The sequence below is a fragment of the Streptomyces sp. CRCS-T-1 genome (assembly GCF_024442335.1).
GTDB lineage: Bacteria > Actinomycetota > Actinomycetes > Streptomycetales > Streptomycetaceae > Streptomyces > Streptomyces koelreuteriae.
In genome coordinates, this window is record NZ_CP101651.1 from 3,126,303 (window position 1) to 3,139,062 (window position 12,760).

Below are 12,760 nucleotides of genomic sequence, written 5' to 3' on the forward strand. Positions count from 1 at the left end.
CAACAAACACCCTGATCAGGGCGTTGTGCGGTGGCAGTCGGGGTGATTCGGCCTTTTACGATCCCGTGCCAGGCCCGAGCCCGAGCCGGTCCCGGGCGCCCTCGAACACCGAGGTGCCTTCCTGCTCCTCGGCCGTGCCTCGGGGCATGTCGACGCGCAGTTCGTACATGCGGTCCTCGCCGGTGCGGATCAGCACGCGCGTGAGCCGCCTCGGGCCCTCGTCCGTCTGGTAGGGGGTGTCGGCTAGGGCGGCGTCGTGGCCCTGGACGCTGGTGCGGGTGTAGCGGGTGTCCCCCGGGACGACGGGTTCCTCGCGGGCCTGGTCCATGGGGGAACCCGGGGCCCGGTCCCAGAGGAGAAGGCGGACCTGGACGGTGCCGCCCCGTTCGTCGCCGTAGAGCACGGTGCGGGGCTGGTCGGTCGCGCTGCCGGTCCGGTCGAGTTCGCGGTAGGGGCGCGGGAGATGGAGGACGGCCGCGAGGTCCGGCTCGTGGTGCGGGGTCCAGGTGTCCGCCGTGTCGGCGGTCTGTTCGGCGCTCTCGGCGGTACTGGTGCCGTCGAGGTGGGTGGCTGCGCCTATGCCGCCGGCGAGCAGTGCGCTGAGGAGGGCGAGGGGGGCGGGGCGGAGGAGGCTCTGGCGCTTCGGGGGTGCGTCGTGCCGCTCGGCGGGGCCGGCCTCCGGCGGTTCGGCGGTCTCTTCAAGCCTCGGCGTCTCCTGCGTGAACTCCGGTATGGGCTCGGCCGCCGTCGGCCCCGCCACCGCTTCCAGTTCCTTCGCGACCTCTTCGGCGTCCGGCCGCCCGTCGGGGTCGTGAGCAAGCAGCCGGACGATCAGCGGCCCGAGCGGTCCGGCCCGCTCCGGCTCGGCCCGCTCCGACTCGGGCGGCTCGGGCGCCTCGGGCGCCTCGGCGGCGAGGATCGCGGCGCGAGTCACCTCCGGCGTGGCGCGGCGGAACGGAGGCGAGCCCTCCACGGCGGTGTACAGCAGGGCCCCCAGGGACCACAGGTCGGACGCGGGCCCGGCGATACGGCCGGACAGCCGCTCGGGGGCGACGAACTCCCCGGCGGCCTCGAGGAATTCCTTGCCCCCCGCCTGGTCGATGCCGAAGTCGGTGAGAACGACGCGCCGCTCGGGGCCGAGCAGCACATTGGCGGGTTTCACGTCCCGGTGCACGATGCCGACGGAGTGCGCGGCGCGCAGGGCACCGAGGACGGCCAGGCCGATCCGGGCCGCTTCGACCGCGTCGACGGGTCCGCGCCGGAGCGTCTCGTCCAGGGACTCGCCCCGGACCGACTCCATGACGATCCAGGGGAGTCCGTCGAGCACCTCGGCCCCGTCGAGCTCGTCGGGGCCGGTGGGACCCGAGCGCTCCTCCGGCCGCTCCGCCTCCACGACCACGTCGTGGATGGTGACGGCGGCGGGATGGTCGACGCGGGCGGCGGCCCGGGCCTCGCGGTGAAGCCGGTGGGCCGCGCGCCGGTGGCTCTCGTCCCGCGGGCCGCCCGGCAACCGGGGCTGTCTGACGGCGACTTCACGCTGCACGAGCTCGTCGCGGGCCCGCCAGACGGTGCCCGTCCCGCCGGAGCCGATGGGCTCGATCAGCCGGTAGCGCCCGCCGATCAGCCGGCCCTGGGCGCCCGTCCCGCCCCCGTCGTTGCTCATGCCCCATCAGTACCGTGCGGGGCGGGCGGTTGTCGACGCGGGTCATTTCCAGGGGTGTTGGAGGGGCGTGTTCAGGTCCCGTCGATGTCCAGGTTCGCGATCGCCGTGCTCGCCACCTCACGTCCGCGGTCGGTGAAGTCGCCCTTGCCCGGGTAGCTGACGGTGAGCTTGTACATGTCGCCGCCGGGGGTCCGGTAGTAGAACATGCGGAGTTCGCGGGGGCGGGGGTTCTCGCTGTCGTCGGTGTCGTAGCCGACGGTGTTCTCGGCGGCCTTCTTGTCTCTGTACGTCGTCACCCTGGGGTTCGTCCTCGGATTCTGAGGCATGTCCAGGTCGTAGCTGCCGCTCTCCTTGAACCGGCTGTCGTCGTCGTACATCTCGGCGGCCGCGGAGCCCGCGATGTTGCTGCCGGTGTCCTCCGCCTTCCTGTCGAGGGTCAGGCCGATCCAGACGCTGCCGCTCCAGTCCGTGTACGTGACCCAGTGCCCCTGGTCCTTCTCCGGGTCGGGCACGGTCCGCCGGTACTCGTCGGGGACGGCCAGCGACACGGCGAGGCCCTTCTCCCGCTTGGTCTGCCAGCCGTCGGGCAGCGGCCCGGCGAACGGGTCCGCGATGATCAGGCCCGCCGTCACCGCCGCGACGACGACGGCCACGCCGAGTCCGGTCCACGCCCCGCGGCCGAGCCGGACACCCCGGCCGCCGTCGCCCTGGCCGGTGACCGGGACGGTCTGGGTGGGCTGGGCGGCGGGCGGGTTCGCGGCCGCCTCCAGCCGGGCGCGCACCTGTGCGGCGTTCGGGCGGCGGGCGGGATCCTTGTGCAGCAGGCCCGTGATGACCTCGGCGAGCGGGCCCGGGGCGGAGGCGGGCGGCGCGGGCGTGGCGTTGAGGACGGACTGGAGCGTGGCGGGGGTGTTGCTGCGGCGGAACGGCGAGACGCCCTCGGTCGCCGCGTACAGCACCACGCCCAGGGACCACAGGTCGCTGGCCGGGCCCGGGCGCTGGCCCAGCACCCGCTCCGGCGCGATGTACTCGGGCGAGCCGACGAAGCCGCCGGTGTCCGTCAGGTTGGTCTCGCCCTCGATCTGGGCGATGCCGAAGTCCGTGAGGACGACCCGGTCGTAGCGGCCGAGCAGCACGTTGTCCGGTTTCACATCGCGGTGCAGGACGCCCGCCGCGTGCGCGGCCTCCAGCGCGCCGAGCACCTCCAGGCCGATCCGGGCGGCCTCGCGCGCGGACAGGGTGCCCTCCTGGAGGGCGTCGCCCAGCGACCGGCCCCGCACCAGCTCCATCACGATCCACGGCTGGTCGTCCACGACCGCCACATCGTGGACGTCGACCACCGCCGGGTGGTCGAGCCGGGCCGCTGCACGTGCCTCACGGCGCATCCGCTCGAAGGCGTTGGCACGTTCGCGTTCGGGAAGATGATCCGGGACGCGGGGCTCCTTGACGGCGACCTCCCGGTCCACCGTCTCGTCCTGGGCCCGCCACACCGTGCCCATGCCACCGTGCCCGAGCTTGGCGATCAGCCGGTAGCGCCCGGCGATGAGACGCCCGGCACCGGGATCCTCGGCCGTCTCCGTCGCCGCCGGCACCGCGCTCTCCGACTGGGGCGGCACGACCTGGGTGGGCGTCGCATAGGGGTTGCCAGGAACCGGCGCCGGCGCCGACGCAGGCGGACTGGGCGGTTGCAGAACAAAACTTGTCGGCTCGTCGGCCCCGGATCTGGATCCCCCGCTGCTGCTCATGAGGTCATCCATATCGCGCCAAGCGCTTACGTATCCACCAATGCCGCGAACCGGTCACAGACCCGTGACCCGGCCCGGGGCTTATCTCCCGTTTGTGCCGGTAGGGGAGCTGGCGGGAGTGGTCGTGGGGGCGGGGGCGCTCGGGGAGGAGGGCCGGGTCGTGGGCGTCCCGGGAGCCGAACTCGTCGGCGTGGGGCCTCCTCCCGGCTCACCGCCCTCGTCCATGAGCAGCGCCGCCGCGGACACCCCGGCCCCGGCCATCGCGGCGACCAGCAGCGCGGCCACGAGCACCCGCCGGGTGGGCTGCCGCATCAGCTGTTCGGCGAGCCGGCCCGGGGCGGGCATGCCCGCCGGCGGCGCGAACGGCTGCCGGCCCGCGCTGTCCTGAGGTGCCTTGCGCGACCGGCCGCGCGGCGCGTCCCGGACCGTCGGCACATACCCGGGCGGCGGCACCTCCGGCGTCCGGCCCGTCTCGCGAAAGGCCCGCAGCATCCGCTCCGCCCGGTCCGCGTCCAGCCGCCGGTCCGGATCGCGTTCGAGCAGGCCCTGTACGACGGGCAGGAGCGGCCCGGCCTGCGCGGGTGGCCGGATCTCGGCGGCGACGACCGCGTGCAGGATGCCGCCCAGGGAGTCGCGGCGGAACGGCGACTCGCCGCTGAGGGCCGCGCACAGCAGCGCGCCCAGCGACCACAGGTCGGACTCGGGCCCGGTCCTGGCCCCCGACATCCGCTCGGGCGCGGTGTACTCGGGCGAGCCGACGAAGGAGTTGTTCTCGGTGAGGGTGGGGGTTCCGGCGACCTGGGCGATGCCGAAGTCGGTCAGGAGGACGCGGTCGGTTCCGGTCTCCAGCAGCACGTTGTCCGGCTTGAGGTCGCGGTGCAGCACACCGGCCGCGTGCGCGGCGCTCAGCGCGCCGAGCAGGGCGATGCCGATGCGGGCCGCTTCGGAGGCGTCGACCGGGCCACGGTGGGCGAGCCGGTCGGCGAGCGAGCCGCCCTCGATCAGCTCCATGACGATGTACGGGCGTTCGTCGTCCTCGACGACGTCATGCACGACGATGATGTGCGGATGGCTGAGCTGGGCGACGGCCCGGGCCTCGCGCAGCGTACGGTCCCGCTGCCGACGCGCCTCCGCCGCGGAGAGCGTCTCGTCGTAGGGGAGCTCCTTGACGGCCACGCCCCGGCCGAGAAGCTGGTCGGTCGCCCGCCACACCACGCCCATGCCACCGCGCCCGAGTCTCTCCTCGAACCGGTAGCGGCCCGCGATGACACGCGTGTTGTGCCCCTCGGTCCCCATGCGGCAATCATGCCCCACCGGACGGACCGGCTCCGGGGCGGCGCTCGCGGGTGGCCGAAACAGACGGCCCGTGTCAGAAGGGCTCGGTGCGAACGGGCCCGCGCGTCAGGAGGTCTTCTCCTGCCAGCCCTGGAGCAGCGAGGTGAACTGCTTGCGCGCCTTCGCCCAGTCCGCCGCCGGCGAGGACATGTAGAGCGCGTACTCGGTGCCGTCGCGGGCGACGTACGTCTCCTCGATGGCGCGGCGCGGCCCGGGGAACGGGGTGTCCTTCGCGCGCGCGGTCCAGGTGTACTCCCACAGGGCGCCTTCGCGGTCGCGGTAGACGTTCCGCTCCAGGGTGACCCGCTTGTAGTCGTAGAGCCGCTGGAGCTGCTGCTCCAGATCGAGCTGGTGTGCGTACGGGTCGGCGAAGTCCGGGGAGGTGTCGATGGCGATCCGGACGAAGTGCCGTCCGCCGTCGGGCGTGTAGTCGATCTGCTTGAGCTCGCCCTGCTCGCTGAAGGGCTTGCGCTTCCAGCCCTTGGGCAGGGAGAGGCTGAAACCCGCGGGGTCGTCGTGGCGGACCCAGCTGTCGGGAACCGATCCGCCGGGCTGCTGGGTGTTCGTGGGATCCGCGGAGGCGGAGGCGCCGCCCGGCGTCTGCCGGTCCTCGTTCCACTGCTGCAGCACCACCGCGGTGCCCCCGCCGATGATGGCCGCGAGCGCGACGACGAGGGCGAGCGTGCGCAGCCGACGGCGCCGGCCCGAACCCGAACTCGGCTGCTGCGGGCCCGTCGCCGTCGGACCGACCGTGGTGGGACCGGTCGTCGGATGGCCGACGACGGGGGTCCCGGACGTCGGCGTCCCGGGGACGGGGGTGCCGGTGGCGGGGGTTCCGGCCAGCGGCGGGAGCGGCGTGCGGGTGTGCGACCCGGAGCCGGTGACGGAGGGACCCGCACGCAGGCCCTGGCCGGTCGTGCCCACGCCCATGCCCGTGCCCGCCGTGCCCGTGCCGCTGTGGGCGTCCCGGTACGGCGTCCCCCCGTACTGCGTCGGGACGTACGCCTGCGCCCCGCTCGGCTGCCGTCCCTCCGCCGCCTCGGCGAGCATCTGCTCGGCCTCGGACGCGTCGGGGCGGGTGGCCGGATCCTTGCGCAGGAGGGCGGTGATGACGGGCCCGAGCGGACCGGCGTGCTGCGGCTGGGCGGCCTCTTCCTCGACCACCGCCTGCATGGTGGTCAGCGGGGTGGTGCGGCGGAACGGCGACCGGCCCTCCACCGCGGTGTAGAGCGTCGCGGCCAGCGCCCACAGGTCGGAGGACGGACCCGGGTCGTGGCCGCGCACCCGCTCGGGCGCCAGGTAGTCGACGGAGCCGACGACCTCGCCGGTCCGTGTGATGGTCGTGTCGCCCTCGATCTGGGCGATGCCGAAGTCGGTGAGCAGGACCCGTCCGTCGCGGCCGAGGAGGACATTGCCCGGCTTGACGTCGCGGTGCAGAACACCGGCGGTGTGCGCGGCGCGCAGGGCCCGCAGCACCCAGAGGCCGACGCGTGCCGCCTCCCGCGGCTCGACGCGCCCCTCCTCCTTGACCGCGTCGGCCAGCGAGCGGCCCTCGACCAGCTCCATCACGATCCACGGGCGGCCGTCGTGCTCCAGCACGTCATGCACCGTGACGACCGCCGAGTGGTTGATCCGGGCGGCGGCCCGCGCCTCCGCCCGGGTGCGCGCCAGGAGAATGGCCTGTTCGCTCTCGGAGACGTAGAGGGCTGCCGTCAACTCCTTGATGGCGACGGACCGGTGCAGCACCTCGTCATGGGCGCGCCACACCCGGCCCATGCCGCCGCTGCCGATGGAGTCGGCGAGCCGGTAGCGGCCCGCGACGAGCTGGCCCTGCATCTGATTCACGTTGCCCCGCAATGGTCTTGACAGGGTCAGCGTAAGGACCCGCCCCTCCCCAGGGAACAAGCGGGGTACCACGGTGACCGCACTGTGACGGTTGTCGCCTGTCGGGACGCGAGGCAACCAGAGGTTGAACTACCGCGTACAGGCGGCGCGCCGGACGCTCAGCCCGTGGCCTTGTAGGTCGCCGCCGCCTGCTCGTACAGCCGCGTCACCTCGTCCCGCTCGGCCTCCGGCCCGCGCACCTGGACCACGTGGTACCGCCCCTCGACGAGCATCGCGAGATTGCGCACATACAGCTCTCCGCCGTCGCCGCCGGTCCAGGTGAACTGCCCCTCGGCCATGGTCCGTCCGCCCACCTCTATGGTCTTCAGCCCGGTGGAGGTGGCCCAGCTGGAGTCGCGGTACGGCTGCAACTCGCGCTCCCGCTCCCGCTGGTAGGCCATCGGGTCCCTGCCGTACTCCGACGCGCTGTCCCGGCCGGGTACGACGATGAGCTCGAAGTCGCCCTTCGCGTAGACGACCTGGCCGCTGCCGTTCCTCGGGGTGTGGCTCCAGCCCTTGGCTACGGCGACCTGGAACCCCGCCGCGTCCTTGCGCAGGGTGAAGCCGTCGGCGACGTCGGGGCCGGCGGTCTGGGTCTCGGCGGAACCGGCCGATGTCGACGGGCTCTTCTCCGGCTCGGGCGAGGTCTGGTCGGGCCGGGGCTCGCTGCTGGCGTCCGGCTCGGGCGCCTGGCTGACCTCACCGGCGGAACCGGTGCGGTCCGTGCCGCCCGTGCCTTCCGCGCCGTCGGTCTTCGACTTGGGCATGAAGAGCATGGCGTAGGCGATCGCGGCGGCCATCACGAGCAGGACCAGCACGAGCAGGGTGCGGCCGAGACGGTTCGGCGACCGGGACTCGTGTTTGGCCCGTTTGTGCCGCCCGTGGTGCGCGGGCAGCCCGGCCTTGCGCCGGCGCACCAGCTCGCCCCGGCGGCGTACGACGGGCAGCCGGCTCGCGTCGACGGGCGGCGCGGCGACGACATGCACCCCGGCCTCCGGCTCGGGCGCCGAGCGGACGAGCGAGCGCAGCCAGCCGCGCAGCTCCTCGAAGTCGAGGCGCTCGGTGGGGTCCTGACGCAGCAGCGACTCCACAACCGGACGCAGCGGCCCGCACTCCTCGGCGTAGGCGGGCGGTTCGGCGCACACCATCTGCACCAGCTCGGCCGTCGACTCCTCCGGGTAGGGCGCGTGCCCCTGTACGGCCCTGAAGAGCAGCGCGCCGAGCGCCCACAGGTCGGTGGCGGGACCGATCGGGGCGGCCAACTGCCAGTTCTCGTGCACGGGTCCGGCCTGCTCGGGCGCCCAGCGCTCCGTCACGGGACCCACCACGGCCATCCGGGCCTGCCGCGCCCGCTCGGCGGCCAGGGCGGTGGCCGGGCCGCGCCGGGGTGCGGGGGTGTCGGCGACCAGCTCGTCCCACCGGGCCGAATCCTGGGCGGCGGGGCCCGGGGCAGGTGGGAGAGCCGCGTGTTCCTGCCCCTGCGGCAGGGGCGCGCCGCCGGTTCCGCCCCGGGGCGTGGCACCGTGCCAGGCGGTCGTCCGGGGGGCGCCGGCCACGCCGTAGGGGTCGGCTATCCGCCCCGGCGGGCCCGCACCGGGCGCCGTGCCCTGCCCGGGGATGTACGGCGGCTGCGCCGAGCCGTTGCTGTAGGACTGCGCCCCGCTGTCCGGGGCGGAGCGGGCACCGGGCAGTGCGGCCCGGCCGCCCTCCTGCGCCTCCTGGACCCGGGCGGCGGCCCGGGCACCCGCCCGGTAGGCCGCGATGGCCCCGGCTCGCGCGGCCCGTGGGTCACCGCTGTCGTCCACACTCCTGCGGGCCGGCACGGCCGTGCCCCCGCCCGGCGTATCGCTCCCGGCCGAGGGCAGCCCCCTGGCCTCGCGTGCCTCTATGGCGGCTCGCCGCGCGGCCTCCGGGTCGGCCGCGCCACCGAGGCCGCCGGGACCTCCGACGCCGTTGACCGGCCCGGCGCCGCCCTCGTGGGCCGGCCCCTGGTCAAGCTCCTCGGCGGCCGGAACCGGGTCGTACCCGCACAGCGCCTCCTCCGCCGCGCCCACCGCGAGACCGGTCAGCATCACCCGGCCGTCGTCGCAGACAAGCACCGTCCGCGCGGTGACGTTGCGGTGCACCCAGCCGTGGCCGTGCAGGACCCGCAGCGCCATGAGGACGTCGGAGGCGACCTCGGCCGCCCGGTACGGCGTCAGCGGCTTCTCGGCGAGCAGGGCCGCCAGCGGGCGCGCGGCCACCAGTTCACTGACGATCCACAGCGAACCGCCCTCGGCGAACACGTCGAAGACCTGGTCGAGCCGCGGATGGTCGGGAATGGCCGCGGCGGCCTGGGCGGCGTCGACCGCGCGCCGTACCACCGGGTCCGTGGGCCGCCGGGTGCCCGTACGCCCACCGGAGCGCCGCGCACCGCCGTCACGCGCGGTGAAGCCGTCGGGCAGTCCCTCCGCGTCGAGGACCTCGGCCTCGACCACCTCCGGCAACGGCACCTGCCGGACCAGGACTTCCTGTCCGCTGTAGGTGTCGAAGGCCCGGGTCTCGGTGAGTTCGTACTCGTCGGACGGCGGCAGGGGCAGGCGGTAGCGGTCGGCGAGTACCCGGCCCGCATAGTCGTCCACGTTGCCTCCCCCGTCAGCCCGGTCGGTCACATCCGTTCGCCCCACGGTCCGTTCCGGCTGCGCGCGGACCGCAAATATTTACGATACGTGCCGCAGGCAACCCGCAATGTGGGGATGCCAGATCTGCCTCCCCAAACCCGGGAAGGCTCATGCTCAGGACTTGGGTTCGAAGGTCTTGGTCAGCGTCGCCCAGGTGTCCTTGCGCTTCTGGTCGCCCCAGCCGTCCGCCTTCGCCGTGTACATCAGCGCGTAGCCCTGGGAGCCGTCGACGACGAACCCGCGGTCGATGGTGCGGTACTTGGTGCCGCTCTCCCGGTAGGTGAACTCCCAGTCGGCCGTGTTCCAGCTGCGGTAGTCCACCTTCTCTATTCGGATCTTCTTGTATTCGGCGCGCTGCATGTAGCGCTCCTGGTTCTTCCAGTCCGCCACCGGGTCGCCCTTGGGCGTGGACGTCCAGGCGATGAGCAGCTTCTGCCCGTCGGGGCCGGTGAACCGGTCTCCGGCGGAGCCCGTGGACTGGAAGCTCCACCCCTTCGGCAGACCGATCGAGTACCCCTGGTCGCCCTGGTGAGTCGACTTCGCCGCGGTGTCCTTTCCGGCGGACCCGTCCTTCCCGTCGCCGGCCGAGCCGCTCGCCCCGCCGCTCGTCTCGGTGTTGGAGGCGGGTCCCGACGGCGCGGGCTGCGTCGCGGTGTTGTCGGGGCGCGCGCCGCCCTTCTCGTCGTCCTTGGTGTCGGCGCTGCTCGACGCGGTGGCGACGGTCTTGCCGCCGCTCTCGCCCCCGGCCCCCTGCGCGCCCGCGTCGTCACCGCTGAAGGCGATGGTGAGCACCGTGCCGAGCACGGCGAGCACCACGACCACGGCGATGATCAGCAGGGTGCGCCGCGACACCACGTCGGTGAGCGGCGCCCGGGGCACCTGCCGCGGCGGCAGGTCCGGCGGCGGCATGACGGGCCACCCCGAACTCCGCCCCTCGGACTTCGCCTGCGCGTCCTGCGCGCCCCGCTCCCCGGCCCCGGCCCCGGAAGCCGCCGCCCCCGAGCCCTGCTTCGAACCCGACGCCGACTTTGGACCCGAGCCCTGCTTCGAACCCGAGGCCTGCCTCGGACCCGAGGTGCTCTTCGGCCCCGACTGCGACGCGGCCGTGCCCGCGCCCCCGGCGGCCGCCTCGCCCTTCGGTCCGGAAGCGGCCTCGGCATCCTCCGACTTCGTACGGGTCGCCGCCGACGCAGCGGCCGGTCCGGCCGCGGCCTTGCGCACGGAGCGCAACGCCCCGCGCAGCCGCTCCCCGGCCTCCTCGCCCCGCTTGCTCCCGGTGCCCGCCGAACCACCCTTGCGCGACGCCTTGTCCGGCTGCGCCGGCAGCGGCACGACCTTCGTCGCGTCCATCGGCTCCGGCTCGGGCGTCTCCGGCGCGTTGATGACGGAGTTCAGCATCGCCCGGGCGCCCGCGTCGTCGAGCCGCTTGGCGGGGTCCTTGGTGAGCAGCCCGTGGATGACGTCCGTCAGCGGGCCCGCGTTCTTCGGCTCCTCCAGCGGCTCGGTCATCACCGCGGTGAGCGTCGCTATGGCCGACCCCTTGTCGTACGGCGGCGCTCCCTCCACCGACGCGTACAGCAGCCCGCCGAGCGACCACAGGTCGGCGGCGGGGCCCGGCTTGTGCCCGCGCGCCCGCTCCGGGGAGATGTAGGAGGGCGCGCCGACGAGCATGCCGGTCGAGGTGATGGACGGGTCGCCCTCGACCTGGGCGATACCGAAGTCGGTGAGCACGACCCGGCCGTCGTCGGAGATCAGCACGTTCGACGGTTTCACGTCGCGGTGCAGGATGCCTTCGCGGTGCGCGGAGCGCAGCACGTCGAGGACGGCGAGCCCGACCTCGGCGGCCCGCTTCGGCTCGAGGAGGCCGTCCTCCCGGATGACCTCGGCGAGCGACTTGCCCTCGACGAGCTCCATCACGATCCAGGGCCGGTCGTCCTCCTGGACCACGTCGAAGACGGTCACGGCGCTGTTGTTGCGGATGCGCGCGATCGCTTTGGCCTCGCGCAGCGTCCGCGTGATCAGCCGCCGCTTCTCCTCCTGGTCGATGTTCGTCGGGAACCGCAGCTCCTTGACGGCGACCGTCCGCCCCAGCGTCTCGTCCTCGGCGCGCCACACCGTGCCCATGCCGCCGCGGCCGAGGACGTCGCCCAGCCGGTAGCGCCCGGCCAGGAGACGCTCCCTGTTGTCCTGACGAGTGTCCTGACGAGATGTGCCCGCCCGCTCCGCCTCCGACATGCGTCCCCTCATACAACCCGCCCTGACAGAGCCTCCATTGTCTCTCACCCGACAAGTGCCCCGTGCCCAGGGGGCCCCTGGGCCCAGGGCGCCGGGCCCTTACGCCCGGAACCCGGGTGCGCCGCGCCCCGCGCCGCCTTGCATGATGGGCCCTGACGAGGGAGGAGCCCGCATGCCGCCGTTCCGGGCCCTGTCGGCCCTGCCGCTGGCCGTCGCCCTCCTCGCCCTGCCCCCGGCCGACTCCTCGGCTCTTTCGGTCCCGCCCACGGACGCGGTGCTGCCGCTGCTCACGACCCGGGGCGGAGCCCCCGCCGCGGCCCTGCTGGCCCGGGAGGGAAGCACCACCCGCTATGCCCACGCCGGTCCCGGAATCGCCCGGCCCGACCATTTCCGCGCCGGCAGCATCACCAAGACGTTCATCGCGACGGTCGTGCTGCAACTGGCCGCCGAGCATCGGCTGTCGCTGTCCGACACGGTGGAGCGGCATCTGCCCGGCCTGGTACGGGGAGCGGGCAACGACGGCCGCGCGCTGACCCTGCGCTCCCTGCTCACCCACACCAGCGGCCTGTACGACTTCACCGCGGACACCGGCGGAACCGCACCCGTCACACCCCGTCAGGCCGTACGCATCGCACTCACCCACCCTCCGGCCGCACGTGGCCGCTTCGCCTACTCGAACACCAACTACGTCCTGCTCGGCCTGGTCGTCCAGCAGGTGACCGGCCACTCGTACGCCACCGAGGCAGAGCGCCGCATCATCACTCCCCTGCGTCTGACGGGCACCTCCTTCCCCGGCTCCCGCTCCTCACTGCCCTCTCCGCACGGCCGTGCCTACGCCGCCGACGGAACCGACGTCACCGCCCTCGACCCCCGGGTGGCCGGAGCCGCGGGCGAGCTGGTGACCACGCTCGCCGATCTGGACCGCTTCTACGCGGCCCTGCTCGGCGGGCGGCTGCTGCCCCCGCGATGGCTGCGCGAGATGCTCGACACCCGTGCCGCACACGGCGCGTACGGCATGGGCCTGTTTCCCGAGAAGCTCCCCTGCGGCACCACGGTGTGGGGACACAACGGGCACATATCCGGCAGCTATGTGCGCACCGCGGCCACCCTCGACGGCCGGCGTGTCCTCACCCTCCGCGTGAACACGGACGCGATATCCGACCCCGACCTCGAACCCGCGGTGCTCGCGGCCGAGTTCTGCCCCCGCACCTCGTAGAACGACCGGGCCCCGAACAGAG

The 12,760-nt window shown here is 73.9% G+C and carries 7 protein-coding genes; 1 reads left to right on the forward strand and 6 read right to left on the reverse strand.

Going from position 1 to position 12,760, the window contains the following annotated elements:
• Positions 1-55: 55 nt before the first annotated feature.
• From NNW99_RS13780 to NNW99_RS13805, 6 genes are all read right to left on the reverse strand, one after another.
• On the reverse strand, positions 56-1,663 hold the full coding sequence (locus tag NNW99_RS13780; RefSeq protein WP_215119327.1) for a serine/threonine-protein kinase: 1,608 nt from the start codon (positions 1,661-1,663) through the stop codon (positions 56-58).
• A gap of 71 nt (positions 1,664-1,734) precedes the next feature.
• Positions 1,735-3,408 carry a serine/threonine-protein kinase gene (locus NNW99_RS13785; protein ID WP_215119329.1) on the reverse strand — a complete coding sequence of 558 codons (1,674 nt, stop codon included), beginning with the start codon at positions 3,406-3,408 and terminating at the stop codon, positions 1,735-1,737.
• 81 nt (positions 3,409-3,489) lie between these two features.
• A complete protein-coding gene (locus tag NNW99_RS13790; RefSeq protein ID WP_215119334.1) occupies positions 3,490-4,704 on the reverse strand; it encodes a serine/threonine-protein kinase in 1,215 nt (404 codons plus the stop codon).
• A 105-nt stretch (positions 4,705-4,809) separates the two neighbouring features.
• Positions 4,810-6,579 (reverse strand): serine/threonine-protein kinase, encoded by a 1,770-nt coding sequence (locus NNW99_RS13795; RefSeq protein ID WP_215119336.1) that lies wholly within the window; start codon positions 6,577-6,579, stop codon positions 4,810-4,812.
• Between the two features lie 167 nt (positions 6,580-6,746).
• A complete protein-coding gene (locus NNW99_RS13800) occupies positions 6,747-9,248 on the reverse strand; it encodes a protein kinase (protein WP_215119343.1) in 2,502 nt (833 codons plus the stop codon).
• A 153-nt stretch (positions 9,249-9,401) separates the two neighbouring features.
• Positions 9,402-11,522, reverse strand: coding sequence for a serine/threonine-protein kinase (locus tag NNW99_RS13805; protein ID WP_215119344.1), 2,121 nt, complete (start codon positions 11,520-11,522; stop codon positions 9,402-9,404).
• Between the two features lie 172 nt (positions 11,523-11,694).
• Between NNW99_RS13805 and NNW99_RS13810 the strand changes: the two genes are divergently transcribed.
• Positions 11,695-12,738 carry a serine hydrolase gene (locus NNW99_RS13810; RefSeq protein ID WP_215119346.1) on the forward strand — a complete coding sequence of 348 codons (1,044 nt, stop codon included), beginning with the start codon at positions 11,695-11,697 and terminating at the stop codon, positions 12,736-12,738.
• Positions 12,739-12,760: the final 22 nt, after the last annotated feature.

Coding starts and splice junctions, on each gene's coding strand:
- NNW99_RS13780 (WP_215119327.1), bottom strand. CDS start 1,663: ATGAGCAACGACGGGGGCGGGACGGGCGCCCAGGGCCGGCTGATCGGC.
- NNW99_RS13785 (WP_215119329.1), bottom strand. CDS start 3,408: ATGAGCAGCAGCGGGGGATCCAGATCCGGGGCCGACGAGCCGACAAGT.
- NNW99_RS13790 (WP_215119334.1), bottom strand. CDS start 4,704: ATGGGGACCGAGGGGCACAACACGCGTGTCATCGCGGGCCGCTACCGG.
- NNW99_RS13795 (WP_215119336.1), bottom strand. CDS start 6,579: ATGCAGGGCCAGCTCGTCGCGGGCCGCTACCGGCTCGCCGACTCCATC.
- NNW99_RS13805 (WP_215119344.1), bottom strand. CDS start 11,522: ATGTCGGAGGCGGAGCGGGCGGGCACATCTCGTCAGGACACTCGTCAG.
- NNW99_RS13810 (WP_215119346.1), top strand. CDS start 11,695: ATGCCGCCGTTCCGGGCCCTGTCGGCCCTGCCGCTGGCCGTCGCCCTC.